This is a genomic window from Methylomonas sp. Uni0009 (assembly GCF_054188105.3).
The window spans coordinates 1,979,861-2,006,626 of the sequence record NZ_JBTAFN010000001.1 but is presented as its reverse complement, the minus strand read 5'-3'; the positions used below and the strand labels follow the sequence as shown (position 1 = coordinate 2,006,626).

The window sequence follows — 26,766 nt, the reverse complement described above, 5'->3', positions numbered from 1 at the left end:
AACGCCTTACTCGCCGTCAAGAAAACATCTTAACTGCTCTGATCTGGAAGGATGCCTTAGTTTCCGTAGCGCTTTCGCTTCGATCTGACGAATCCGCTCACGGGTCACGTCAAACTGTTTGCCAACCTCTTCCAGTGTATGGTCGGTATTCATGTTGATACCGAAACGCATCCGGAGCACCTTGGCCTCTCTAGCTGTTAAGCCCGCCAATACATTTTGAGTGGACTCGCGAAGGCCGGCGATTGTAGCAGACTCTACCGGCGAAAGCATCTTGGAATCTTCAATAAAATCACCCAAATGCGAATCTTCGTCGTCACCAATCGGTGTTTCCATTGAAATCGGCTCTTTGGCAATCTTCAACACTTTGCGAATTTTGTCCTCGGGCATTTCCATACGCTCAGCCAATTCTTCCGGCGTAGCCTCGCGACCCAGCTCCTGCAAAATCTGTCTGGAGACGCGATTCAGCTTGTTAATGGTTTCGATCATGTGCACCGGAATACGAATAGTTCTGGCCTGATCAGCGATGGAACGGGTAATCGCCTGACGGATCCACCATGTTGCGTAGGTAGAAAATTTGTAACCGCGTCGATATTCAAATTTATCGACAGCCTTCATCAGACCAATATTGCCTTCCTGAATCAAATCCAGAAACTGCAAACCGCGATTGGTGTATTTTTTGGCAATAGAAATAACCAAGCGCAAATTAGCTTCGATCATTTCCTTTTTAGCGCGCCTGGCTTTAGCTTCCCCTAAGGAGATGCTACGACAAATACTTTTCAGAACAGCAATGCTCAAGCCGTAGCGAGACTCGATATCGGCCAATCGCTGCTGTGCCGCCCTAATATTCTCACGGTGACTACTGAAAACCTCAGAAAAATTAGGCCTTGCAGCGATAAATTGATCCAACCACTCAAGGTTAGCCTCATTCTCGGCAAACGCATTGATAAAGTCCTTACGCGGCATTTTTGCTTTCTTGACGCAAACATCCAGTATGAAACGCTCTTCTTCGCGAATAGCTGAAATCAACTCTTCAGAAATGGACACCATTTTTTTCAAATACTGCGGCGTCCATTTAAACTCGCAAAATATTTCGTCTATCGCATCAAACAGTTTTTCGGTTTTATCATGGCCGTAACCATGTTTTTTAACCGAGGTCGTCGCGGCTTTTAAAGCTTTTCTGAGCAACTCGACTTTTTGCTTAACCTCTTCGTAATCAACGGTTTTGCTCTCTTCTTCAGCATCCTCAGCAGGCTCTTCAATCTCGATACCGCTGACGTCAATATCCTCAACCTCAGTGAGATCGACAAAACCCAACACCAAATCGTTGAGTCGTACGCCGGAGTCTTCAACCTGAACGGAATCAAATGCTTCGATAAAAGTCTCGACAATAAACCCGGATCGGGCAATGGCCCCCACTACTTGGCGTTGCCCTTCCTCAATCCGTTTCGCAATTTTTAATTCTTCCTCGCGAGTCAATAACTCAACCGAACCCATTTCACGCATATATAAGCGCACGGGATCGGTGGTTCGGCCGAACTCGCTATCGACAGACGCCAAGGCTGCGACTTCAGCCACTTCCTCGTCGTCATCTGCAGTAACGACGGCATCTGAGGTTATCAGCGAGTCATCGTCATCCGGCGCCACCTCATAAACCTGAATCCCCATATCATTGATCATGCCGATAATATCGTCGATTTGCTCGGGATCGATAATATCGCTAGGCAAATGGTCGTTGACTTCCGCATAAGTCAAATAACCCTGCGCCTTGCCTTTTGCTATCAGTTGTTTCAGTTGGGATTGCTGTTGTTCTTGATTCATTCTTTACTCACAATACGTTTTCAGCACCAAGCGCCGCAGAACAGGAAATTATAACGGCAAAAATTAATGCGGTCACCTAGGCCTTATCCCTTAAAAGCTTCCGCAGTATCTCTTTTTCTTCAATCATTAAGCCTTCTCGACCCTCCTTTTCGATCAATCGGGTTAGCATAGCTTCCTTGGCCTGTTTACAAAGCTGTCGCAACGCACCGCAAAACTCGGACTCTTCCCCGCCCACCGGTACATCGAGATCTAAACTAGCTAAAGCTTTTACAGCTTTTTCCTGGGATGTTCCTCGGAAAGACTCCAACAAGATGGCGCTATTTTCCGGCTTTTCAAGGGCAATCCGTTGCAACACCTCTCTTAATAACTCCACTCCGGCAAAACTCAAATCATCGAGAATAACTCCCTCACGCTCAATCAAGCTTACAAAATGCGGGTGTTGAAGCAACAACCCTAATACCTTGCGAGCCAAACTGATTCTTGGCGAAGAGATGCCCTTTTTGCCAGCATAAAATTTAGACTTAAGTCTAGTCTGATTTTCGACAACATCCACGGCAATTCGGGAACCCGACAACTCTTGCAAACGGGCAAACATCATTTCCCTAAAAAACCCGGCAGGAACCTTTTCCAGCAAAGGCGTTGCTGTCGCTAGCAACTGAGACCGCCCCTCAACGGTTGTCAATTCCAATTGCCCGACAATATTCTCGAAAAAGTAATCAGACAAGACCTGCGCATTAGCAATTCGTTCCATAAATGCGGATGAATTTTCAGAACGCAACAGAGAATCCGGATCTTGACCCTGTGGCAATAGCATTATTTTGATTTGCCTGCCATCACGCAAACAAGGCAAAGCAGCATCGGCAGCCTTCCAGGCCGCCTGCCTGCCGGCATTGTCACCATCGAAACAGAACACCAATTCAGAGGTGAATCGGAACAATAAATCGATTTGCGCTTTGGAAGTTGCAGTACCCAGCGCAGCGACCGCATTGGAAATACCAAACTGAGCCAGGGCAATCACGTCCATATAACCCTCTACCACCAGTATCCGACCAGGCTTACTATTCTTTTCTAAAAGTTCACAAAGCCCATAAAGCTCCTTACTTTTAGAAAAAACCGCAGTCTCCGGCGAATTCAGGTATTTTGGCAAAGAATCATCCAATACTCGGCCGCCAAACCCTATTACTCGTTTCCGCTTGTCTCGAATCGGAAACATCAATCTCCCACGAAAGCGGTCGTAAACCTTGCCGTCATCCCTGACTACCAGCATACCAGCCTCGATCAAATCCGCTTGATCGAAACGCCCCAACAGGGCGTCCCACTTATTTGGCGCATACCCCAGAGAAAAATCCCGCGCCACCTCACCACTGACCCCCCGGGCTTTCAAATAATCTACAGCGATCCGACCCTCGGCATTTCCGCGCAATTGCTCGGCGTAAAACCCAGCAACTCCCGCCAACAGCTCGTAAATGTGCGACACAGTTTTTTTATCCGGCCGCCCAGATTCGCCATCGATCAACTCCCTAGGCACATCCACGCCGGCAAAGGCTGCCAAATCCTCGACCGCCTCAACAAAACCCAGATGGTTAAATTCCATCAAAAAGCCGATTGCATTACCACTGGCTCCGCAACCGAAGCAATGATATATCTGCCGACCGCGATTGACTGAAAAGCTGGGAGTTTTTTCGGTATGGAACGGGCAGCGCGCCGTAAAATTGCTGCCGGACTTTTTAAGAGGGACGCGCGAATCGATTAGATCGACAATATCGACCCGCACCAAAAGATCATCTATGAACTGACGAGGTATCCTGCCGGACATCTTACCGACAAGATATTAAGCGATAAAACAGGCCTTGATTCTCGCACTGACATTCGCCATGTCAGCTCTACCTTGCATTTGCGGCTTAAGCAAAGCCATCACACCACCCATGTCTTTTACCGATGTGGCGCCCACTTTAGCGATAGCGTCGGCGACCATGCCATCGATTTCAGCATCACTGAGCGGTTGTGGTAGAAAATCTTGAATAACCAGCACTTCAGCTTCCTCGATTTCGGCCAAATCGTTGCGACTAGCGTCTCGGAACTGCTTGATGGACTCGCGCCGCTGCTTCAGCATTTTATCGAGCACAAGGATGATTCGCTCATCACTTAGCTCGATACGCTCGTCGACTTCAACCTGCTTGATAGCAGCCAAAATCATGCGGATTACACCCAGCCTGCCTTTTTCGCCGCCTTTCATCGCGGCTTTCATATCGTCCGTGATACGCTTTTTTAACGCATCCATGGTCTGCCTTAAATTTGTGGACGACCACGACGCAGATTTTTCAGCGCATACCTTTCACGAGCCAACTTTTTCAAATGACGCTTAACTGCCGCAGCACCTTTGCGTTTACGCTCGGTGGTTGGCTTCTCATAAAACTCGCGGCGGCGTACTTCAGCCAATACACCGGCTTTTTCGCACGCACGTTTGAAGCGACGAATCGCGATGTCAAAATGTTCGTTCTCTTTAACTTTAACTGATGGCATTATCAATAATCCGATTTATGTTAGTATCTTTTGACGCTATCGGCGATAGCAAGCCCGCCGAAAACGGCCGATTATACTCATAAAATTCTTTAATTCAAAAACTAATGTATGTTTTAGGCATAGAAAGCTCTTGCGACGAAACGGCTGTCGCCGTCTACCAGCCCAGTAAGGGCTTAATTGCGCACACCCTATACAGCCAAATTGCCACGCACGCCGAGTATGGCGGCGTCGTTCCTGAGCTAGCCTCAAGAGACCATATCCGCAAATTGGTTCCGCTGATCAAAACGCTATTAAAAGAAGCCAAATTAACCGCCAACGACATCGACGGCATTGCCTATACCGCCGGCCCCGGCTTAATGGGATCGCTACTAGTCGGCGCCGCCACAGCTCAAAGCTTAGCCTGGACCTGGCAAATACCTGCTATTGCCGTGCATCATATGGAAGGCCATTTATTAGCACCGATGCTGGAGGATAATCCGCCCGCCCACCCGTTCGTCGCATTACTCATTTCAGGCGGCCATACCCTGCTTATCGAAGTCCGCGCGATTGGCGAATACCATTTACTTGGCGAATCACTGGACGATGCCGCGGGCGAAGCCTTCGACAAAACCGCAAAGCTATTAGGCCTGGACTATCCCGGCGGCCCGAAATTGGCTGAGTTAGCGCGCAATGGTCAAAATCGCTTCAAATTCCCCAGACCGATGACCGACAGACCAGGATTGGAATTTAGCTTTAGCGGCCTGAAAACCTTCACAATGAACGCATTGCATGCCACCGAGCAAACCGAGCAGGACAAAGCCGATATCGCTTTCGCATTTCAACAGGCCGTCGCGGAAACATTAAGCATCAAATGCAAACGGGCGTTACAACAGACGCAGTTGAAAACATTAATCGTAGCCGGTGGCGTGAGCGCCAACCACGAAATTCGGAGACAATTACAACAGATGGCCGCCAAAGAAGGGGCCGAAATACGCTTTCCTCGCCCGGAATTTTGCACTGACAACGGCGCGATGATTGCCTATGCAGGATGTCAGCGCTTAATGGCGGGGCAAACCCAAAACCTGGAAATTTTCGCCCGTCCGCGCTGGCCGATGGAGCAGCTAATCAGCCTTTGATCAAGACTCTTGCCCAGCCAATAAGCGCTGAATATTGCTTTTATGCCGCCACAGCAAAATCAGAGAAATAACGGTAAAGGTAATAATCAATTTGACATCGCCAACAATCAGCCAAACATACAGAGGAGTTAATGTTGCCGCCACCAAAGCAGCCAACGACGAAATTTTGCCTATTTTGTAAACAACAAACCAGGTGGCAGCAACCACCAAACCCAACAACCAAGCGACACCGAGTGTCACGCCCAGCGATGTTGCCACACCTTTGCCACCTTTAAATTCAAAAAAAATCGGATAAAGGTGCCCCAAAAAAGCGGCAAACACGACCAAGGAAAGAACCAGAGTATCGACCGCCAACGCCTTCGCCAACAACACCGGTAATAGCCCTTTCAAAGCGTCACCGAGCAAAGTAATCGCCGCAGCCTTTTTACCGCCGATACGCATAACATTGGTTGCCCCCGGATTACCGGAACCGTTTTCCCGAGGATCCGCCAAGCCCATCATCTTACAGACGATAATCGCACTAGACACCGAGCCAGTTAAGTAAGCCAAAGGCACCAACAACCAATCCATAATTTAATCAACCTCTCGTCAATACTTGTACAGCGGCGCTATTTACTCGATACTGCCGCCTCTTCAAGAAATATAATAACCGGAAAGCAACGATGGACATCATCTTTTTAGGCGGGCTTGAAATCGATACTGTGATAGGTATTTACGAATGGGAAAGGAAGATTAAACAAAAAATCATCCTGGACATTGAAATGGGCTTTGACATCCAAAAAGCCGCCGCCAGCGACGATATTGCCCACACACTGGACTATAAAGCCGTTTCGGATCGCGTTGTCAGCTTTGTCGAGCACAGCGAATTTTATTTAGTGGAAAAGCTGATAGAAGAAATTGCCGGCATTTTACGCAGCGAATTTGCGATTCCCTGGGTAAAAATCACCCTAAACAAGAAAGGCGCGATTAGCCGTGCTCGCGACGTCGGCATCATCATCGAACGCGGCGAAAGATAGTCATGCCTACCGGATATATCAGCATCGGCAGCAATATAGATAAGGAAATTCACATTCCAGCCAGCCTGCTCACGCTACGCGAATTGTTCGGAGAGCTGACCATTTCCAGTATCTTCGAAAGCGAGCCGGTAGGCTTTGTCGGCGACAGCTTTCATAACCTCGTCGTGCAATTCGAGTCGGCGTTATCCGCGAAAGAAGTCGCCAAATTGCTGAAGCAAATTGAACTGGACCACGGCCGTAGCAGGGAAAGTCAAAAATTCTCTGCCCGAACTCTGGATTTGGACTTGATTTTATACGGCGACCAAATCATCAGTGACGGCAGACTGCAAATTCCGCGCGATGAAATAGAACACTATGCCTTCGTGCTGGAACCTTTGGCGGAAATTGCACCAAACGCTACACACCCGATAAGCAAGCGTTGTTACAAAGATCTGTGGCACGATTTCGACAAACACGATTTACGCCAAACCAAACTCGAGAAATAACGCTCTGTAAACTTCAGCGAAACAGTGTCCGTCCACCATCTACCGTCAGCACTTGGCCGGTAATATAATCGGCGCTGCCAACCAAAAACCTTACTGCTTTGGCAATATCGCCTGCTTCGCCGCGACGCTGCAAGGCCACTTTTTTTAAGATTTCCACCCGCTCCGCTTCATCTACATCTTGCTCCGGCCATAAAATAGCGCCCGGAGCCACCGCGTTAACGCGGACTTCCGGCGCCATTTCCCTTGCCAATATCCGCGTCATTGCCACCAAACCGGCTTTAGCCATGCTGTAAACCGGAAAGCCCGGCAAACCTGTCTCGGCGTGAATATCGGCGATATTGACTACACAGCCGTGTTTAACTTTTAGTGACGACCACAACGCTTGCGACAAAAAAAACGGCGCTTTCAGATTACTAGCCATGGCCAAATCCCAGTCCTGTTCCGTGACTTGCCCAAAAGGCACGGATTGAAACAAGGACGCATTATTCACCAAAACATCGACACCATCCCACTGAGCTACTGCATTTTCGGCCAACTTCTGGATGCTGCTAAACACCGATAAATCGCCGCTTAATACCCGTGCCGATTCGGCTCGCACGGCATTCAACTCGGCAGCTAAACCTAAAGCGTCTGCATCGGAGCGGTTGTAATGCAAAATCACATTACAACCCTCACCGTGCAGTAAGCGGGCACACGCCGCACCAATGCGTCTTGCCGCACCGGTTATCAGCACATTTTTGGGCATTTATTGCCCAGCGGCCGGCAAACTGGCGATCAATTTTTTTCTAATCAGATAGCAAGCTGCCAATGCGACGAATACGGGTAATTGGGTAAGTAAAAACTCAGTCACCGAATGCTTGGTTACCATGCCGGCCAATGGCACCACAATCAGCATTTTAGATAACCACCAAGTCAGCCAATACCCTATCAGACCGATCACAGACCAATTAATTAACGGGCCGCCATGATTTTTCGCCGCCATATAAAACCAAACCAAGGTCAAAATACCGCATAACTTAGCCAGAAATAACATCTTCTCCCCCATTGTATTGTTGTTAATATGCAAACCAAACCGTAACGCAATGTAAACCAATCCCGGCAGAAAGATCAAATCAATACCGTCAGACCCTTTATAGCTTGTGCTTCAAACTTGCAGGCTTAAAACATATAATCGCAGCCATCCTAAAACAAGAACATGAGGAACACCCATGCACGCACGTCTTTTTGCCATCGCATTGCTGACTATCGGTTTCGGCAATTCTGCTTGGTCGCAATCCACACCCAGCCACGGCGGCCACGGCGGAGCGAGCGGCGTAGAGGGCAGCGGGTGCATCAACGCTAAAATTAGCCGCTACACGCCGGAACATTTAGCCACAGTCAAACCGGGCTCGGAGTTTTCATTCGCGGTTTCCGGCAGCAATGGCCCGGGCCACATTCACGTGAGCATTAAACAGCAACCTGTCTCGGTTCAAGTTGAAGACAAGGACACCTTCTACTTGGTAAAAGGTAAACTGCCTGAGGACCTTAAAAACACGGTCGTGAGGATCTCGGTGAAAGCTAAAGCAAAAGTCAGTAAATGCGATGCTGACGGCGGCTGGTTACTGAAAGTTTCCGAGTAATCTAAGGCGGGAGTATCGAGAAGATACATTCAAATAGATCAATTGAAATCCCATTCGAACAAAGTCCACTTATTGATATTGGTGTTTTCGTCCAAATCATTTTTTTTCACATCCATCTGCTCGTCGCCGTTGGTATCCAGCATGTAGTAAGCAGGGCCAACCTGGGGCTGAATTTTCACCATGTATAGCTTGCCGTTGCGGCGAAACTCCTGAATAGTATCTTTGCCTTTACGAATAATGGTAATGTCGGGCTCCATCTCTTCCCCTGACTGCACCGGAGCCGGTAAATCAGGCGGTTCCGGAACTGGCGCCAATTCGTTGGCATCAGGGCCTGCGGCAAAAGCAACGATCGGCAAAAACAGCATCAAGCTAAAACCCAATAAACGAGACATCAAGATCCCTGCAAAAAATTTGAATGTGGGTAGTCATGATAATACAGATTCGGTAAAGCCGTATAAATCCATGGTTTGCCGGCTCCCATCGACACACTAAAACCAGCAGGCATAAAAAAACCGGCACTTCCAAAAGGAAGTGCCGGCTTCTTCAGGCAGGCACTAAGCCTGTTTACGTAAGTATTTCTCTACCCCAGTAGTTCTAGCGACGACCTCATCCTTGGACTGCAAGGCTTGCTTTGCCATGTAACGCGCCACACCCGACACGCCAGGAGCATCCTTTGCTAATGCATCTTGTTTAGACATGTATCTGGCTACACCAGTGAGTTCTTTCGAATCTTTATCCAACAACTCATGTTTAGTGACATACCGGCTAACCGAACTCAATTCAGCAACCGGTTTTTGCGCCAATATTTGCTTGGCTAAATACTTGCTGACACCAGTAGGCGGCGGCAGTTGTCTGGTCAATATTGCTTGCTTGGCAAGGTAACGGGCAACCCCGGTTAAAGGCTCTGCCTGGCTTTGCAATTGCAACTGTTTCGCCAAATATTTGGCAACACCGGTTGGCTTTGGCGCTTGCTGGGCAGACGCAGCCTGCCTAGCAAGATAACGCTCTACAGCGGAACCCTCAAATGCCAATTCCTCGGCCAATTCTTGCTGAGCATTTTGTTCTTGATTCAACTGAGCCTCCGCTTTTTCCTGTTGCGCTAGCGCTTCCGCTGCAACATATCGGGCAATCAAAGCCGCAGCAGCCGCTTTTCTATCCGCCGCCGCCTGCTCCGCCAAAAATTTAGCAACGCCGGTCAAAGGTGCCTGCTCTTTCAATAAGCGCTCCTGTTGAGCGACATACTTAGCCACACCGGTTACTAGTGGCGCATCTTTCGCCAACAAAGCTTGCTTGGTGACGTATTTGCTCACACCAGTTGCGATTGGCGCGTCTTTTGCCAAGACATCTTGTTTCAACACATACTTGGCAACGCCGGTAACCGATGGCGTCGAACCGCTCTGCATATTTTGCCGAATGACGTATTTAGCAACATTGGTCACCGCATGGTCTTCGCGATCATTTTTGGTAATGTATTTAGAAACCCCAGTCACCGGCGCTTCTTTAGACAAAATCGACTGCTTGATCAGGTATTTGGCAACTCGAGTAACCGGATTTTCCGCTTGTTGCGTCAGATATTTATCGACACCCGTCGCAACCGGCACGCTTTCGGTCACCTCTTCAACAAGCTCTTCTACTACTTCGGCAACTTCTTCAATTTCTTCTTCTACTGTTTCCTCGACAACCGGATCCACGACAGCCGCCTCTTCGACGGCTTGCCGGGCTTTTTCCAATTGCGCTTGCAAGGCTAGATATTTCGCCACCCCGGTCAACGGCTGACCGTTTTCGTCGAGCTCCGGCTTTGGCGGCTCAAGTTTTTGCAGATAACGGGCTACACCGGTCAATTGCGCGTCTTCGCTGTCGACACGAGAATAAGCTTCCGACCGACTATCACTACTGCTCGAATTGTCGAACAAAAAGCCGAATAAGCTATTCATCAAACTGTTTGTTGCCATTTGAGAATACTCCTGAATGTAATAATTGTTATGTGTCTAGACGACGAGTTCATCAAATTCACGGTATAGCCTAAAAATACTAGGAACCCGCCGCGCTGAATAATACTTTAGGCTGAAAACTGGCTGCCGGGTACTTGGCATCAACTTCTGAGGTCGGCTCCTGCTTTGCTTCGGCGCAAGGCGCACTAGCATTACTGGTAGCGGCGACCGGAGAACTGGCCTTGGCTACCTCCGCAATAGCAGGATCTCTGTAGAGAACCTTAGGTTGAAAATCCGCGGCAGGATATTCCTGGGCACTGACAGCAGCCGATGCAGCAAACAGCAAGCCCGTTAAAAACTTCTTAATCAATTGCGTGTTTATCATGATTCCACCTTACTCTATTGATTAAAGACGGGCCTGCCGGCAAACTCGTCACCGACAGGCCTTTCACTTAGCGCCTATTAAAGCACAGCTTCCACATTAGCGACGACATTGTCCACGGTAAAGCCGAACTCTTTGAAGAGCTGACCTGCCGGGGCCGATTCGCCGAAACGGTCCAATCCTACGACTCTACCCGCGCTGCCGGCGTATTTCCACCAGCTGTCGGTTACTCCCGCTTCTACTACCACGCGCTGGGTCACGCTTGGCGGCAATACGCTGTCTTTGTAAGCTTGATCTTGCGCTTCGAAGACGTTGGTAGACGGTAGTGACACCACGCGGATTTTTTTGCCTTTCGCGCTCAATGCGTCAGCGGCTTTCAACGCCAATTCCACTTCAGAGCCGGTGGCAATGATGATCGCGTCCGGCGCGCCATCGCTGTCTTTCAGGATGTAGCCCCCTTTGCTGATCGCGTCAATTTGTGCGGCAGTACGGGGCACGTGCGGCAGGTTTTGACGAGAGAAGATCAGGGTGCTCGGTCCGTCTTGACGTTCGATGGCGGCTTTCCAGCACACGGCCGACTCGACGGCGTCGCAAGGACGCCAGACGTGCATGTTGGGGATCATGCGCAGGGTGGCGGTTTGTTCGACCGGTTGGTGGGTCGGGCCGTCTTCGCCCAGACCGATGGAGTCGTGGGTGTAAACGAAGATGGTCGGGATTTTCATCAATGCGGCCATACGCAAGGCGTTACGGGCGTATTCCGAGAACATCAGGAAGGTGGCGCCGTAAGGTTTGAATCCGCCGTGCAAGGTAATGCCGTTCATGATGGCGGACATACCAAATTCACGCACACCGTAGTAGGCGTAGTTGCCATCGAAGCCCGGTTGGTTGACGTCTTTACAGCCGGACCACAGGGTCAGGTTGGAGCCCGCCAAGTCGGCAGAGCCGCCCAGTAATTCGGGCAACAAGGGGCCAAAACCGTTGAGGGTGTTTTGTGAGGCTTTGCGGCTGGCGATGGTTTCGCCTTTGGCATCCACCGCAGCGATAAACGCTTTGGATTTTTCAGCCCAATCGGCAGGCAGTTGGTTTTTGATCACGCGACGTTCAAATTCGGCCGCGAGTTCAGGATGTGCGGCTTTGTAAGCGGCAAATTTGGCGTTCCAGGCGCTTTCCAGCGTGGCGCCTTTGGCGTTGGCATCCCAACCGGCTTTGATGTCAGCAGGAATGTCGAACGGCGCATGCGGCCAACCCAGGTTTTCACGGGTCAAGGCAATTTCAGCTTCACCTAAGGCTGCACCATGGCATTCTTCTTTGCCTTGTTTGTTCGGCGAACCGAAGCCGATGGTGGTTTGGCAGCAGATGATAGAAGGCTTGTCGGTGACTTTTTTGGCTTCTTCAATCGCGGCTTTGACGGCGTCGGGGTTGTGGCCGTCGACTTTAGGAATGACATGCCAGCCGTAGGCTTCAAAGCGTTTCGGAGTGTCGTCGAGGAACCAGCCGGCAACGTTGCCATGACCACGGACTTCGCCGTCGATGGAGATGTTGTTGTCGTCGTAGAAGGCGATCAGTTTACCCAGTTTCATGGAGCCGGCCAGGGAGCAGGCTTCGTGGGAGATACCTTCCATCAAGCAACCGTCACCCAGGAATACGTAGGTGTGGTGGTCGACGATGTCGTGACCGGGACGGTTGAATTGGCCGGCCAGGGTGCGTTCGGCTAAAGCGAAACCGACGGCATTGGTGATGCCTTGTCCCAAGGGCCCTGTGGTGGTTTCCACACCTTCGGTGTAACCGTATTCAGGGTGTCCTGGGGTTTGCGAGTGCAGTTGGCGGAACTGTTTCAGTTCTTCGATCGGCAGGTTGTAGCCAGCCAAGTGCAGCAAGGAATAAATCAGCATGGAGCCGTGACCGTTGGACAGGATGAAGCGGTCGCGGTTGGGCCATTTGGGGTTGCTGGGGTTGTGTTGCAGAAAATCATTCCACAATACTTCTGCGATGTCGGCCATCCCCATCGGGGCTCCGGGGTGACCGGAGTTGGCTTTCTGTACGGCGTCCATGCTAAGTGCGCGGATGGCGTTCGCTAAGTCTCGGCGCGAAGGCATGTTTAATTCTCCTTTGAATCTGGTAGTGCGAGCCGGCTCGTGATCGGCCGTGCCCGGTAAAAACTGGGGGTTATAACGAACGAAAGGACGAGTGGCGCTAACCACCCGTCCTTATATTTCCTAACAAATAGGAATTGACAAAGCTGGTTTATGCAGCAGCAGCGTCAACCAGTTCGCGGATTTCGCGAGCAGCTGTTGCTGGGCATGGTGCGCCATAGATAGCAGCACCAACCACGATGATGTTAGCGCCAGCTTCAACGACTTGTTGAACAGTCGCTTGTTTGATACCGCCAGCAACAGAAATACGTACGCCCAAGCCCAAACGAGCGATGTCGTTCAAGTCGCCAAATGGGGTTTGGCCTGCCGCTTGTGCATCCAAACCGGTGTGAATACCGACGATTTGCGCGCCCAATTTAACAGACTCTCTCGCGCACTCGGCTTTGTCAGCCACGTTGATCAAGTCGATTTGGGTTTCGGCAGCGTGTTTTTTTGCTGCTTTGATAACGCCAGCGATAGTAGCCAAACCGGATACGCCCAACACGGTGCAGATGTCTGCGCCTGCAGCGTAGAAAGCGCCTGCTTCGTACTCGCCTGCGTCCATGGTTTTCAGGTCAACCAACAACAATTTGTCTGGGTAACGTTGTCTCAGTTCTTTAACCAGGTTGATACCGTTGTATTTAATGCAAGGAGTGCCGATTTCAAAAATATCGACATAAGGCGCTACTTTATCAGCCAATTCGACAGTTTGGTTGAAATCCAGTGAATCCAACGCCATTTGAATTAATGGTCTTGCCATATTTATGTGCTCCGATTGTTATAGTTACAGTTATTGTTTTAAGACCCACCCCCCAACCAAACACCATTTTCAGGTCTTTAAGTCGAGAGCGCCGCAAGCCTTTGTCGATGGGCATTTTTCGCGAGTGCGGCAACTCTAAATCAGAATAAGGCACCCTGTCAATTGAAGACCGACTATTTACCCGGCAAAAACCCTGTATTTAGTCGAGACCGATAAAAACTTAACCGCCCAGACCCGTCCAAGGCTTGAATAGCCCTGTCGCGTCCACCCCAAACATATCCAGAATTCGCCCCACCCCCTCATCAACCATTGCCCGCACGGAATCGGTCTTGTTGTAAAAAGCCGGCATCGGCGGATAGATAACCCCGCCCATTTCCGTAACGCTGGCCATATTGCGGATATGCGCCAAATTTAACGGGGTCTCGCGGGGCACCAGCACCGTTTTGCGGCGCTCTTTCAACGCCACGTCCGCCGCTCTGGAAATCAAGTTATCGCCAAACCCATGCGCTACCGCCGCCAGCGTCTTCATCGAACACGGCGCAATCACCACGCCTTCGGTCTTGAAAGAGCCGCTGGCAATACAGGAAGCAATATCGTTTATGCCATGCGTAACATCCGCCAGTTCATACAAAGCAGCCCGATCCATATCTAGTTCGTATTTCAGGTTAACCAAACCGGCGGACGATACCACCAGATGCGTTTCCCATTCGTCTTGCTCTCGCAATATTTGCAGCATCCTGACGCCGTAAATAGCCCCGGTTGCGCCGGTCATGCCGATGACCAGTCGTTTTTTATTGCTCATAATGCCCTTGTCTACGCTAAAAGCCTGGCCATCTCATCGGTCGCGGATACTAACGCATCGATCATTTCGTCGCCCCGCGCAATGTGGCCGGCATTTGGCAGCACTAGGTAACGAGATTGCGGCAACGCTTGATGCAGGCGCCAACCGGCTTCTATAGGACAGGTCAAATCGTTTCTGCCGTGAATGATGATAGTTGGTATCGACTGAAACGCCGCACAGTTTTCCAGGATTTGATTTTCGCGGATGAAATAATCATGGATGGCATAAGACAATTCCATTTTTACTTGCCGTAGCATTTGCTCGCTAACCGACTCCATACTCTCCAAATAGTCATTTCCCAGAGCCACTTGTCCGCTCCAGGCCTGCCATTGTTGAGCAGCACGTTTAGCTACATCCTGATCGGCACCAAAAATCGCCTCCACCAATCGCTCCAGGACATTCGCATCCGGCAAATTGGGCAAAGCATCCAGCAAGATCTGCCAGCGTTCGGGGTAGATTTTATTGACGCCGTTACCCAGAAACCACTCCATATCGGCCTGCCTCGCTAAAAACACTCCGCGCAAAATCATTGCTAATACCTGTTGCGGATACTGCTGCGCATAAAGCAAAGCCAAGGTGCCGCCCCAGGAACCGCCGAATAACAACCACTTTTCGATGCGTAACTGTTGGCGGATGCGCTCCATATCGGCCAGCAAATCCTGAGTGGTATTGCCTTGCAATTCACCAAACGGCTCGGATAATCCGCAGCCACGCTGGTCCATCAGGATAATGTGGTAGCGCTCGGGATCGAAAAACCGCCGATGATCCGGCTTGGTGCCGGAACACGGCCCGCCATGCAAAAAAATCGCCGGAATACCGGCCGGATTGCCGGATTGCTCGACATAGACGCGATGCTCGCTATCAGTTTCCAGAAAAAAGGTATGGAACGGCGCAATATCCGGATAGAGGGTTTTCATTGTTTTCATCCATAAAAAAAGGGAAGGCTGTGACACCTTCCCTTTTGCGTGCTAACTAAGGGTCAACTTAGAATTTGAAACCCACGTAACCGCCAGCATTGAAACCGTCGGTTGGTGTGCCGTCGAGGCTGCTGGTTGCATAGTGGTAACGCACGTCAGTACCCAGAACAATGCCTCTGTAGAGGTCATATTCTGCACCGGCGCCGAAGTTCATGCCGGCGTTCAACACGGAAACCGCGTTGGATGGAACACCCAGGATGTTGATATCCAAACCAACAGGGATAATCCATGGACGCAGTTTGCTGTCATGCATGAATTTGATTTTTGGTGAGGCGTTGATTCTCAGGCGGGCATCGGTTGATGTCGGTGACCCAGCATTAATTGCCACAGCACCGGTTCCACCAACCGCTACTGGCACAACAGCAGTACCATTTGTGATTGTGTTTGTGCCTGTGCCGTATTGAGCATATTCAATACCCAACTCGATAGCGAAAGACGTATCATCCATCAAGCCGAACAAGTCGTTATTGACATTGAAGTCGAACGCACCACCAAAGTAAAAGCCGTCGTTATTTGAGTTATTGGACAACAACGAACCTTTTTCATTTAAGGCACCGCCACGATCTTGATCCAGAGAAGCCCAACCGCCACGAACCGCTACCAAGTTATCTTTTGCAGACGCTTGCGCAGGAGTTGATTTAACAGACGCCATCCATTGATCCAACTCTTGCACTTTCGCGTTAGCGGCAGTGGAGCTGGCGGATGAAGATTTAACGCGACTCAATTCCGCTTGCATGGCTTGCATTTGCTCGGCCATTTGTTGCATTTGTGCTTCCAGAGCTTCGGTTTTTCTGGCAGCAGCGTCAGCGACGCGCTCAGCACTTGAACCCGCTGCTTGGACTTGTGGGGCAATGAATGCTCCAGCCATTGTTAAAGACGCTGCGGCAACACCCAGCGCTAATTTGCTTTTAGTAAAACTCATTGTTGTTCCCCCCAAGGGTAATTATTGTTAAGACTGAATAGCTTTAAAGCAACACAGGATTTCTTCACGTGGGCAATAATAGCAGCAAAACACTAGCCTTACAAGTTTTAAGTCTATTTTTTTTACTCAAAAAATTTGTTTTATATCAATAAGATACAAATACTTTGTAAACTATAATCCATATTTGTCAAAAATTAACAACAGCCATTTGCTTTTTCACACACCCATGGACAATCGGCAAACCCTATCAAAATAAGCCGCCTTCGTGTTACCTTAAAAAAGCCTTCTTACACCCGTTTTCCTCGGCATTTGCATGACCACACACCTGGATATTCTGATCATCGGCGGCGGTATCAGCGGCCTATTAGCCGCTCGCGAACTGCGCCTGGCCGGCCGCGACGTCACCATCCTCGACAAATCCAAACCGGGCCAGGAATCCTCATGGGCCGGCGGCGGCATTTTGTTGCCGATTTATCCCTGGCGCCAAGCCGCAGCGATCTCTGATTTGGCGGTCAACAGCTTAAAAAAATACCCGGCCTTAAGCCGGGACCTGCTCGCCGCGACCGGTATCGACCCTGAATGGTATGACTGCGGCATGCTGATCTGCAAAAACCCGGACTACGCACAAGCCATAGAATGGTGCGAGCATTACTGCATCGACTACCAGCCGGCAGCAACGTCATTGACCGAGCCGTTTACCAGCGATCTCGACCAACCGCTATGGCTGCCAGGAATTGCCCAAGCCCGTAACCCCAGATTGTTAAAATCACTCCACGCTTACTTAATACAATCCGGCGCGAAATTTCTGGATAGTACCGAAATTCGCAAGATCGGCATCGCCAACCACCGAGTTGAACGCATTGACACCAACAACGGCACCTACTCCGCTCGGCACCTGATCGTCAGCGCCGGCGCCTGGACCACCGATTTAATGCGGGATTTATTGCCGGATTGGCCGGTAGACCTGCAAATCAAGCCGGTCAGAGGGCAGATGCTGCTGTTCGACGCCACACCAACAACCTTGCCTTATATGGTGCTGGATGGCGATCAATATTTGATCCCGCGCCGCGATGGCAAAATCCTGGCGGGCAGCACCGTGGAGCAAGCCGGCTTTCACAAAGTCACCACCGAAGACGCCAAACAACAGCTTTACCAATTCGCCACCGAATTACTGCCGACCTTGAAAAACTATCCGGTTTGCCATCATTGGGCCGGTTTGCGTCCCGGCAGCCCGCAAGGCATACCTACGGTTGGACAACATCCCGAAATTGAGAATCTCAGCATCAACGCCGGCCATTTTAGAAATGGTTTGGTGATGGGGCCCGCTTCCGCAAAGCTGTTGGCGGACCTGATTCTGCAGCGCCCCACCGAAATTGACCCGACCCCGTATTCGCTAACTCGAGCAACCGCGCCATGAACCTTTATCCCTTGCTACGCCCTCTACTGTTCTCCCTGAACCCGGAAACCGCGCATCATGTCACGCTGGATTTGTTAAAACTGGCCCAGCACAGCGGCTTGTCGGTTTTGAGCAAACCCAAAGTCAGCGACAAGCCGGTCGAAGTAATGGGCTTGAACTTTAAAAACCCGCTGGGACTAGCGGCCGGTCTGGACAAAAACGGCGACTACATCGACGCATTGGCCGATCTGGGTTTTGGCTTTATCGAAATCGGCACCGTCACGCCGCGCCCGCAACCCGGCAACCCCAAACCGCGCCTGTTCCGTTTGCCGGAACACCAGGCCATCATCAACCGGATGGGCTTTAACAACCAGGGTATCGATCATTTATTGGCGCAAGTCGGCACCTGCCGGTATCGCGGCATTTTGGGCATCAATATTGGTAAGAACGCCAATACGCCTTTGGAAAACGCGACTGAAGATTATTTGATCGGTCTAAGGAAAAGTTACGCAGCGGCGAGCTATATCACCATCAACATTTCCTCGCCCAACACCAAGAATTTGCGCCAACTGCAGCAAGGCGACGAGATCAAGCAATTGCTCAGTGCTTTGAAGGAAGAACAACTGAAATTGCAAGCGGCGCAGGGCAAATACACGCCCATCGCGGTAAAAATCGCGCCGGATTTAACGGATGAAGAAATCAGCCACATCGCGGCATTGCTGGGGAAATTTGGCATGGACGGAGTGATTGCCACCAACACCACCATCGCCCGCGATAAAATCCAGGGCCATATCCATGCCAATGAAGCCGGCGGCTTGAGCGGCGCCCCGGTTAAAGACAGTTCGACTCGGGTCGTGAAAGGTTTGGCAGCGGAATTGAACGGCAAACTGCCGATTATCGCGGCCGGCGGCATATTGAGCGGCACAGACGCCCAGGAAAAACTCGCCGCAGGCGCCAGTCTGGTGCAAATTTATAGCGGCTTGATCTATAAAGGCCCGGCTTTGATCGAAGAGATACTGAGCACTATCTGATAAGCCAAAAGGTACGCGGTGCGTACCCTACCAAGCTGCGTTGAGTCCGACTTAATTTCTAATCTTGTACCCGGTCTTAAATACCCACCAGACAAAAATCAAACACACGGTCAGAAAGCCAAAGGTCATGCCTATGCTCATCGCCACATCCACGTCGGCCATGCCGTAAAAGCTCCAGCGAAAGCCGCTGATCAAATACACCACCGGATTGAACAAGGTAACTTTCTGCCACAAGGGCGGCAGCATATTGATGGAATAGAACGCGCCGCCCAAGAAAGTTAGCGGCGTCACAACTAACATCGGCACCACCTGCAGCTTCTGAAAACTGTCGGCCCACAGGCCGATAATGAAACCGAACAGGCTGAAGGTCACGGCCGTCAGTAACAAAAAGCCTATCATCCACAGCGGATGGGCGATCTGGTAAGGCACGAAAATCCGGGCCGTACCCAGAATCAGCAGCCCCAACAGCACCGACTTGGTCGCCGCCGCGCCCACATAACCCAGCAGCACTTCGATCCAAGACACCGGCGCCGACAGCAGTTCGTAAATCGTGCCTGCCCACTTCGGCATATAGATGCCGAACGAAGCGTTGGAGATGCTTTCGTTGAGCAGATTCAGCATCACCAATCCGGGGATGATGAAGGCACCGTAGCTGACGCTATCGATGTCGCCCATCCGTGAACCGATGGCTTTGCCGAAGACGATGAAATACAGCGAGGTGGTCAGCACTGGCGCGGCGATGCTTTGCGCCAGCGTGCGAAAGGTGCGGGCCATTTCGAAGCGGTAAATGGCGCGAATGCCGTATATGTTCATGATTGCACCCCTTGTGATTGGTGAACCAGGCTGACGAAAATGTCTTCCAACGAGCTTTCGCTGGAGCTAAGGTCTTTGAAATCGATCCCGTGTTCGCTCAGCCGGCGCAGTAGCTCGGCAATACCGGTCTCCTCTTCCTGGGTATCGAAGCTGTAGACCAAGCGTTCGCCGTCTGCTGTCAGCGTCAACGCCCAGGCGTCAAGCTCGGCCGGAATCTCGGACATGGGCTGGCGCAAAGTCAACGTCAGCTGCTTCTTGCCGAGCTTGCGCATCAGCACGGCTTTGTCTTCCACGATGATCAATTCGCCCTTGTTGATGACGCCAATCCGGTCCGCCATGTCTTCGGCTTCCTCGATGTAATGGGTAGTCAAAATGATGGTGGTGCCGTTGGCCCGCAGTTCGCGCACCATGCGCCACATGTCGTGGCGCAGTTCCACATCGACACCGGCGCTCGGCTCATCCAAAAACAATATCGTCGGCTCATGTGCCAGGGCTTTGGCGATCAGGACCCGGCGTTTCATACCACCGGACAGCGACATGATTTTCGCGTCGCGCTTGTCCCACAACGATAAATCCCGCAGCACTTTTTCCACATAGTCAGGGTTGGGCGGCTTGCCGAACAGCCCGCGGCTGAAATTGACCGTGGCCCACACCGACTCGAAGGCGTCTGTGTGCAATTCCTGTGGCACCAAGCCGATGGCGGCGCGCACGGCGCGGTAGTCTCGGACGGTGTCGTGGCCGTCGGCGATGATGGTGCCGGCACTGGCGTTGACGATGCCACAGATGACGCCGATTAACGTGGTTTTGCCGGCGCCATTGGCGCCGAGCAAAGCAAATATCTCACCGCGCTTTATGTCCAGGTTGATGTTTTTCAATGCCTGGAAACCACCGGCGTAGGTCTTGCTGACCCCGCGTATGGAAATAATAGGGTCGTTATTCATGGACAATACGCGGTTAAGGGTTGCCGATAAGGTTTCGTCATGTGGTTTCCTGTATGCAAAATGATATGACTTTCGTTGATTTTGCTATTGCTTGTCGCGGCTAACGATCAATTTATTGTCGATCCCGCTCACCGATGAATCAACTATCCAGCCGCCACCAAACGCCCGGTACAACGACACCATCGCCACCCCGACTGCCGTTTCGGCTTTGGCGCGTTCGTCGCTGACAGACAGCTTGCTGCGTTGGGCATCCAAAACAGCCAAATAATTCCCTGCGCCGCGACTATACAAGGTATCGACCAGCCGGTAGGCTTTTTCCGCCGAGGCTTCCGCTTCGGTCAGTTTTCCTAAGCTATCGTTCGCGGAACGGTGCGCGACGAAGGCGTTTTCGACATCTTCCAAAGCCAGCAAAAAAGTCTTCTCGTAATTAGCCGCAACTTGCTCCAGCCGCGCATCGGCGGCGGTAATCTGGGCGCGGATGCGTCCGGCATTGAAGATGGGTGCGGAAAGACCCGAGCCCAGCGCGTAAACGCTATCGGCCAGACTCGGAAAACCGCCGACCGCAATCGCGCCTAGACCGCCACTCGCCGACAAAACTATCTTGGGATAAAGATCGGCCCGCGCCGAACCCAGGCTGGCCGCCGCCGCGCTGACTTCGGTTTGCGCCAGACGCAAATCGGGCCGTTGTGCCAGTAAATCAGCCGGTAGCAGGTGCGGCATGGCCGGCGCTTGCTTCGGCAACGGGCCGGCGGCGGCCAGCCGCGTTCCCAGGTTTTCCGGCGGCTCGCCCAGCAATACGCCTAAGCGATGGATCAGGTTTTGCTCGGCGTTGGTCATTCCCGGCAGCGTCGCTTCCGTACCCTGCAACAGCGTTTGCTGACGGGCAAGGTCAGCCTCGTTAGCCAGCCCGGCTTTAACAAATACCTGTACCGTCCGCAAGCGTTCGCGCTGCAAGGCGATATTGTTTTGCAGAATGCCGGTGCGTTGCTGCACGCCGCGCAGCTCCAGATAATTGGTCGCCACCTGGGCCAGCAAACCGACTTGCGCCGCATGCAAGCCTTCCTGGCTGCCTTGGGCTTGCGCGGCGGCGGCTTCCGCTTCCAATTGCCGGCCGCCGAACAAGTCGATTTCCCAGCGCGCCGCCAGTCCGCCGCTGACGGCGTCGGCGGTCGGCGTAATCAATTTGATGCCTTGCCCGCTCGGCACGCCGACGATACGGTCGATACGTTTTTCCCTGCCGCCGGAGACTGAGAAATCGAGGCTGGGATACATCGCCGCTTCGGCAACGGTGACCATCGCGTTGGCTTCGCGAACGCGAGCGGAAGCGATCTTCAAATCGTGGTTAGCGCTTAAGGCCTTGTCTATCAATTCATTCAGCAAGGGGTCGTTGAAACCTTGCCACCACGTCTTTAGATCAACCGCTTCGGTGGTTTGAGCATTGGGCGCGTGTTGCCAGTTTGCCGGGCTATTCAGCGCTACTTGGTCGCCGACGCGGGTTGGCGTACAGGCGATTAGGCTGACCAGTAATAGAAGGGGCAGCGCTGCTAAATATCGTTTATTCATCGTAAAACTCCGTGGGTGCCGCGTAGGGTACGCACTGCGTACCCTACAGCTATTTTTTCTCCCCTCTTTGAAAAAGAGGGGCTGGGGGAGATTTTTTTAATAAATCCCCCTCGATCCCCCTTTTTCAAAGGGGGAAGAATTGTTGGCTTGATGAAAAGCCATTAGGTGAGGGCTTTATGACCTTCGTTCGCACGCTCCACCCTAAACCAAGCCGCATACAGCGCAGGCAGGAAGAACACCGTCAACGCGGTCGCCACCGTCAGCCCGCCCATGATGGCGATGGCCTGCGGGCCGAAGAAATCGTTGCGCGACAGCGGTATCATCGCCAGAATGGCCGCTGCGGCGGTCAGCATGATTGGCCGGAAACGCCGCACCGTCGATTCGACGATGGCCGACCAGGTGTCGAGGCCCGATTTTTCATCCTGATCGATCTGATCCACCAAAATCACCGAGTTGCGCATGATCATGCCGGCCAGCGCCAGGATGCCGAGCAAGGCCACGAAGCCGAACGGCGCCCGGAACAGCAGCAAGCCGAAGGCGGCGCCGATCACGCCCAGCGGCGCGGTGCTGAACACCAGGAATGTCCTGGACAGGTTATGCAACTGCATCATCAACAAGATCAGCGTGACGATCAGCACCAGCGGAATCCAGATCAGAATCGACTTTTGCGCATTCACCGCGTCTTCCTTGGAACCGCCGGTTTCGATGAAATAACCGGCCGGCAGGCTGTCCTGGATCGGTTTAAGTTTCGGGACGATTTCCGCCGCGACGTCCGGGGCCATCTTGCCGTCGGCCACGTCGGCGCGCACCGAGATGGTCGGGAAGCGGTTGCGCCGCCAGCGCACGCCGTCCTCGAACACGGTCTCGAACTTGACGAACTGCGACAGCGCTACCGCCTTGCCATTGGCGGTGCGAACCGCGACATCCGGCAATTCGTCGGCAGCGGTGCGCAATTCAGGGCTGGCCCGCCAGACGATGTCGATCAATTTATCCTGCTCGCGCAATTGCCCGACCGGGATGCCGGTGTAATGCGCCTGCAAGGCTTGCGACAGGCTGGCCGTCGACACGCCGAGGGCGCGGGCCTTGTCCTGATCCAACATCAATCGGAACGACGGCATGCGGTCATGCCAGTCGTCGTTGACGTCCACGGTGCCGGGATGGTTGCGCACGACCTCAGCCACCCGCTCGGCGATGCCGCGCACGATATTGGGGTTTTCGCCGAGCACCCGGAACGCCAGCGGATAATCCATAGGCGGCCCGACATTCAGGCGCTTCACCCGGCCCCTGACATTCGGGAAATCCGTCTCCAGAATCTGCCGGACGCGCTGCATCACCCGTTCGCGGGCCTGGTTATCCTTGGTCATCACCACCAATTCGGCCAGATTGGTATTCGCCAATTGCTGCACAATCAACATGAAAAACCTCGGTGTGCCACTGCCGACATAGCTGGCGACGTGTTCCACGTCTTCGTCCTTAGCCAGCAAAGCCTCCATGCGCTTGGCGGCGGCTTCGGTTTGCTCGAAGGCACTGCCCTCCGGCAACCACAGGTTGACGATGACTTCCGGCCGATTGGACAGCGGGAAGAACTGTTCGGGAACGTGGGTTAACGCCACGACACCGAGACCGAACAAGGCCAGCGTGGCGACAATGACTTTGTTGCGGTGCGCCACGCAGGCATCCACCCAACGCCGCAATCGGTTGTAGAACGGCGTATCGAACAGGTCGTGGATAGGGCCTTCGGCGTTGGCATGCACCTTGAGGATCAGAAATCCCAAATACGGGGTGAACACCACCGCGCCTATCCAGGACAATATCAGCGATATGCCGACCACCTGAAAAATCGCCACGGTATATTCGCCGGCCGAGGATTGCGCCAGCCCCACCGGCAGGAAACCGGCGATGGTGATCAAGGTACCGGTCAGCATCGGGAAAGCCGTGGCAGTATAGGCATAGGTCGCGGCACGCATTCGGTCCCAACCTTCCTCCAGCTTGCGGGCCATCATCTCGACGGCAATCATCGCATCGTCCACCAGCAGGCCCAGCGCCAGAATCAACGCGCCCAAGGAAATACGTTGCAGATCGATGCCGCACAGCAGCATGACCAGCAAGGTAGCGGCCAGCACCAGCGGCACGGTCAGCGCCACCACGGAACCGGTGCGCCAACCCAGGCTCAAGAAGCTGACCACCAACACGGTGGCCAGAGCTTCGAAAAAAGTGCCGCCGAATTCAGACATTTGCGTTTTTACGACATGCCCTTGATTGGCGACCGGCTCCACATCCATACCCAACGGTAACTCGCTTGCCATACCGGCAAGCGTGTCATCCAAGGCGTGCTCCAGGTCGATCACATTGCCTTTCTTGTTCATCGTCACGCCGAGACCAAGAGCTGGCTTGCCGTTGAAACGCATCTTGAATTCGGCGGGATCAATATAGCCGCGCGTCACCTGGGCAAAATCCTTGACCTTGAAGGTGCGATTGGCGATGCGTACCGCCATATTGGCGACGCTGTCTTCCGAGTCGAACGAGCCGGTCAGGCGTATCGGCAGATTGCGTTGCGCGGAATATACCGTGCCGGCCGGGGCCATGCCGTTCTGTGCCTGCAAAGCCTGAGCAACCGCCGCCGTGTCCAAGCCCAGTTCGGCCAGCTTCTTGTCGGAAAACTCGACGAAAATCTTTTCGTCCTGCACGCCGATCAGATCGACTTTCTCGACATCCTTGACCCGCAACAGCTGTTGGCGAACCGAATCGGCCGCCAGTTTGAGGTCGGCATAATTAAAGCCGTCGCCAGAGAAGGCATAGAGCAGACTATAGGTATCGCCGAACTCGTCGTTGAAAAACGGCCCGATGCTGCCGGGCGGCAGCGTCATGCGGATGTCATCGACTTTTTTGCGCACTTGATACCAAAGCTCGGGAATCTCCTTGGGTGGCGTATCTTCGCGCGGGGTGACGAAAATCACCGATTCGCCGGGTTTGGAGTAACTGCGCAGATAATCCAGGTTAGGCAATTCCTGAATTTTCTTTTCCAACCTATCGGTCAACTGCTGCTCGACTTCCAAAGCGGTAGCGCCGGGATAGAGGGTCTTGACCACCATGATACGGAAGGTGAACGGCGGATCTTCCTGCTGGCCCAGCGTGTAATAAGCAAATATCCCACCAAGCATCACCAATACCAGCATGAAGCCGGTGAAGGAACGGTGGTTTAGCACCCATTCGCTGAGGTTGAATGCTTTCATAGCTGTTCCTTGGATAGAGGTTCCTGGCCACCGTGATTGTTAGGCAATCCCGGTTGTTCCGGCAAGCGGACAGCCTGGCCCTCGGCCAGGCGCTGCACGCCGGCGCTGACCAGCAATTGGCCGGGAGTTACTCCATCGACGGCAATGCGTTCGCCGGGCTGCGTCTCGCCCAACTTAACTGGCACGGCTTTGACGGTGGCGGCCTGCTCATCGATCAACCACACGGCGGGATGATCGGGTTGGTTTTGCGGGGTATAGACGGCGGACAGCGGGATGGCGATACCGGAAGCGGTGTTCGCCGTTATATGAACGGTCGCCGTCATGCCCAATTGCGCGGCGTCCAGACCTTCTAGCAAGCTGGCCTTGACGCGATAGGTGCGGCTGGCCGGATCGGCGGCCGAGGCGATCTCGCGGATTCTGGCCTTGAGCGGCCGATCATCGTCTAACCACAACGACACATTAACTTCTTGTTGGCGCTGGATTTCCGCCAGTCTATGCTCGGGCACGTCGAAATGGATTTCCTTTTCGTCGAGCTGGGCCAACGTCACCACTGCCTGACCCGCCGCCAACACTTGCCCGGCCTCGACAGCCAAGGCCGTGACCACGCCGTCGCGGTCGGCATGCAATTCGGTATAGCTCTGTTGGTTATGCGCCTCGGCCAATTGCGCTGCCAGCGCCGCCGTCCGCTCCCGCGCCGTGGTATAGGCGGTTTCGTGCCGTTCGAACTCCGGCGGGCTGATGACTTGCTGGGCCAGCAGTTCGCGGTATCTCACCAGATCGTCGCGTAGAAAAGCGCTGTCGGCCTGAGCGGCAACCAGCTGAGCCTTAATGGCCTGCACGGCGAGGCGGTAATCGTTGCCATCCAGTATCGCCAGCAGTTGGCCTTTGTGCACTGGGTCGCCGACGTCGACTTTGCGCTCCAGCAGTTTACCGCCCACCCGGAAGGATAAGGGCGTCTCGAATCTTGCCCTGACTTCCCCGGCAAAGCTTCTGGCGCCGGCGACGGCGTTTTGCTCGATGCGAAACACCTTCACCGGGCGGACAACCGATTGTGTGGGTTTGTCCTGGTCGCTGCAGCTGGCATTCATCATAAGCGGCAACAGCCCAGCCAGCAGCCAGCCTTTGTTGGTGAAGCGGAATTGCGGCCGGTCAGGGGCAATCGGTGTAAACGGCGTATTTGGTTTCGGCATGTGGCTGCCTCCTTCGGTAAAAGGTTGAGTGATATTCGAAATAATCATTCGCTGCTGTTATTGATCAGGATCTCGGCG

Annotated in this window: 26 protein-coding genes; 6 read left to right on the top strand and 20 right to left on the bottom strand. The window is 52.8% G+C overall.

Going from position 1 to position 26,766, the window contains the following annotated elements; genetic code table 11:
- Positions 1-6: 6 nt before the first annotated feature.
- The 4 genes from rpoD to rpsU all read right to left on the bottom strand — a co-directional run bounded on the left by rpoD (position 7) and on the right by rpsU (position 4,341).
- Positions 7-1,818, bottom strand: coding sequence for an RNA polymerase sigma factor RpoD (gene rpoD, locus ACWAU0_RS09465; protein WP_171697379.1), 1,812 nt, complete (start codon positions 1,816-1,818; stop codon positions 7-9).
- A 76-nt stretch (positions 1,819-1,894) separates the two neighbouring features.
- On the bottom strand, positions 1,895-3,634 hold the full coding sequence (gene dnaG / locus ACWAU0_RS09460; RefSeq protein WP_458139000.1) for a DNA primase: 1,740 nt from the start codon (positions 3,632-3,634) through the stop codon (positions 1,895-1,897).
- 15 nt (positions 3,635-3,649) lie between these two features.
- Entirely contained in the window at positions 3,650-4,099 is a 450-nt protein-coding gene (locus tag ACWAU0_RS09455; protein WP_033157692.1) for a GatB/YqeY domain-containing protein, read from the bottom strand.
- 8 nt (positions 4,100-4,107) lie between these two features.
- Positions 4,108-4,341: a 30S ribosomal protein S21 gene (rpsU, locus tag ACWAU0_RS09450; protein WP_020483611.1), complete on the bottom strand. Its 234-nt coding sequence runs from the start codon at positions 4,339-4,341 to the stop codon at positions 4,108-4,110.
- Positions 4,342-4,445: 104 nt separating this feature from the next.
- Here rpsU and tsaD point away from each other — a divergent pair, with 104 nt between their 5' ends.
- On the top strand, positions 4,446-5,456 hold the full coding sequence (gene tsaD, locus ACWAU0_RS09445) for a tRNA (adenosine(37)-N6)-threonylcarbamoyltransferase complex transferase subunit TsaD (protein ID WP_458138999.1): 1,011 nt from the start codon (positions 4,446-4,448) through the stop codon (positions 5,454-5,456).
- Here the strand turns inward: tsaD and plsY are convergent, their stop codons facing one another.
- Positions 5,457-6,026 (bottom strand): glycerol-3-phosphate 1-O-acyltransferase PlsY, encoded by a 570-nt coding sequence (gene plsY / locus ACWAU0_RS09440; protein WP_458138998.1) that lies wholly within the window; start codon positions 6,024-6,026, stop codon positions 5,457-5,459.
- A 92-nt stretch (positions 6,027-6,118) separates the two neighbouring features.
- Between plsY and folB the strand changes: the two genes are divergently transcribed.
- Together folB and folK are read left to right on the top strand one after the other, a co-directional pair.
- Positions 6,119-6,472 (top strand): dihydroneopterin aldolase, encoded by a 354-nt coding sequence (gene folB, locus ACWAU0_RS09435; protein WP_033157689.1) that lies wholly within the window; start codon positions 6,119-6,121, stop codon positions 6,470-6,472.
- Positions 6,473-6,474: 2 nt separating this feature from the next.
- On the top strand, positions 6,475-6,957 hold the full coding sequence (gene folK / locus ACWAU0_RS09430; RefSeq protein ID WP_033157688.1) for a 2-amino-4-hydroxy-6-hydroxymethyldihydropteridine diphosphokinase: 483 nt from the start codon (positions 6,475-6,477) through the stop codon (positions 6,955-6,957).
- 13 nt (positions 6,958-6,970) lie between these two features.
- Here the strand turns inward: folK and ACWAU0_RS09425 are convergent, their stop codons facing one another.
- Positions 6,971-7,702: a pteridine reductase gene (locus ACWAU0_RS09425; protein ID WP_458138997.1), complete on the bottom strand. Its 732-nt coding sequence runs from the start codon at positions 7,700-7,702 to the stop codon at positions 6,971-6,973.
- Complete coding sequence (locus ACWAU0_RS09420; RefSeq protein ID WP_308441618.1) at positions 7,703-8,002, bottom strand: hypothetical protein; 300 nt, start codon at positions 8,000-8,002, stop codon at positions 7,703-7,705. It lies immediately after the preceding gene.
- Between the two features lie 163 nt (positions 8,003-8,165).
- On the opposite strand from ACWAU0_RS09420, the gene ACWAU0_RS09415 reads away from it, so the two are divergent.
- Positions 8,166-8,576, top strand: coding sequence for a hypothetical protein (locus tag ACWAU0_RS09415; RefSeq protein WP_205451506.1), 411 nt, complete (start codon positions 8,166-8,168; stop codon positions 8,574-8,576).
- 38 nt (positions 8,577-8,614) lie between these two features.
- Here ACWAU0_RS09415 and ACWAU0_RS09410 read toward each other — a convergent pair whose 3' ends face one another.
- From ACWAU0_RS09410 to ACWAU0_RS09375, 8 genes are all read right to left on the bottom strand, one after another.
- Complete coding sequence (locus tag ACWAU0_RS09410; RefSeq protein ID WP_033157684.1) at positions 8,615-8,968, bottom strand: DUF2782 domain-containing protein; 354 nt, start codon at positions 8,966-8,968, stop codon at positions 8,615-8,617.
- Between the two features lie 162 nt (positions 8,969-9,130).
- Positions 9,131-10,528 (bottom strand): hypothetical protein, encoded by a 1,398-nt coding sequence (locus tag ACWAU0_RS09405; protein ID WP_101054511.1) that lies wholly within the window; start codon positions 10,526-10,528, stop codon positions 9,131-9,133.
- Between the two features lie 79 nt (positions 10,529-10,607).
- Positions 10,608-10,892, bottom strand: a complete 285-nt coding sequence (locus ACWAU0_RS09400; protein WP_101054514.1) for a hypothetical protein — start codon at positions 10,890-10,892, stop codon at positions 10,608-10,610.
- A 77-nt stretch (positions 10,893-10,969) separates the two neighbouring features.
- Complete coding sequence (gene tkt / locus ACWAU0_RS09395; protein WP_033157851.1) at positions 10,970-12,985, bottom strand: transketolase; 2,016 nt, start codon at positions 12,983-12,985, stop codon at positions 10,970-10,972.
- Positions 12,986-13,133: 148 nt separating this feature from the next.
- Positions 13,134-13,781 (bottom strand): 3-hexulose-6-phosphate synthase, encoded by a 648-nt coding sequence (gene hxlA / locus ACWAU0_RS09390; protein ID WP_033159367.1) that lies wholly within the window; start codon positions 13,779-13,781, stop codon positions 13,134-13,136.
- 220 nt (positions 13,782-14,001) lie between these two features.
- Positions 14,002-14,583, bottom strand: a complete 582-nt coding sequence (locus ACWAU0_RS09385; RefSeq protein ID WP_101053228.1) for a UbiX family flavin prenyltransferase — start codon at positions 14,581-14,583, stop codon at positions 14,002-14,004.
- An 11-nt stretch (positions 14,584-14,594) separates the two neighbouring features.
- On the bottom strand, positions 14,595-15,539 hold the full coding sequence (gene pip, locus ACWAU0_RS09380) for a prolyl aminopeptidase (protein WP_458139214.1): 945 nt from the start codon (positions 15,537-15,539) through the stop codon (positions 14,595-14,597).
- A 67-nt stretch (positions 15,540-15,606) separates the two neighbouring features.
- The gene (locus tag ACWAU0_RS09375; protein ID WP_458138996.1) at positions 15,607-16,536 is read right to left on the bottom strand and encodes a hypothetical protein; all 930 of its coding nucleotides are present in this window, start codon (positions 16,534-16,536) and stop codon (positions 15,607-15,609) included.
- 298 nt (positions 16,537-16,834) lie between these two features.
- Between ACWAU0_RS09375 and ACWAU0_RS09370 the strand changes: the two genes are divergently transcribed.
- The gene (locus ACWAU0_RS09370; RefSeq protein ID WP_171697368.1) at positions 16,835-17,938 is read left to right on the top strand and encodes an NAD(P)/FAD-dependent oxidoreductase; all 1,104 of its coding nucleotides are present in this window, start codon (positions 16,835-16,837) and stop codon (positions 17,936-17,938) included.
- A complete protein-coding gene (locus ACWAU0_RS09365) occupies positions 17,935-18,948 on the top strand; it encodes a quinone-dependent dihydroorotate dehydrogenase (RefSeq protein WP_458138995.1) in 1,014 nt (337 codons plus the stop codon). The genes ACWAU0_RS09370 and ACWAU0_RS09365 overlap by 4 nt, the downstream gene beginning before the upstream one ends.
- A 51-nt stretch (positions 18,949-18,999) precedes the next feature.
- Here the strand turns inward: ACWAU0_RS09365 and ACWAU0_RS09360 are convergent, their stop codons facing one another.
- From ACWAU0_RS09360 to ACWAU0_RS09340, 5 genes are all read right to left on the bottom strand, one after another.
- Positions 19,000-19,761: an ABC transporter permease gene (locus ACWAU0_RS09360; RefSeq protein ID WP_171697366.1), complete on the bottom strand. Its 762-nt coding sequence runs from the start codon at positions 19,759-19,761 to the stop codon at positions 19,000-19,002.
- Entirely contained in the window at positions 19,758-20,702 is a 945-nt protein-coding gene (locus tag ACWAU0_RS09355; protein WP_171697365.1) for an ABC transporter ATP-binding protein, read from the bottom strand. Before ACWAU0_RS09355 ends, ACWAU0_RS09360 begins: the two co-directional genes overlap by 4 nt.
- 84 nt (positions 20,703-20,786) lie before the next feature.
- Complete coding sequence (locus ACWAU0_RS09350) at positions 20,787-22,265, bottom strand: efflux transporter outer membrane subunit (RefSeq protein WP_171697364.1); 1,479 nt, start codon at positions 22,263-22,265, stop codon at positions 20,787-20,789.
- Positions 22,266-22,426: 161 nt separating this feature from the next.
- Positions 22,427-25,498: an efflux RND transporter permease subunit gene (locus tag ACWAU0_RS09345; protein ID WP_458138994.1), complete on the bottom strand. Its 3,072-nt coding sequence runs from the start codon at positions 25,496-25,498 to the stop codon at positions 22,427-22,429.
- Positions 25,495-26,688: an efflux RND transporter periplasmic adaptor subunit gene (locus ACWAU0_RS09340; RefSeq protein WP_458138993.1), complete on the bottom strand. Its 1,194-nt coding sequence runs from the start codon at positions 26,686-26,688 to the stop codon at positions 25,495-25,497. The genes ACWAU0_RS09345 and ACWAU0_RS09340 overlap by 4 nt, the downstream gene beginning before the upstream one ends.
- Positions 26,689-26,766: the final 78 nt, after the last annotated feature.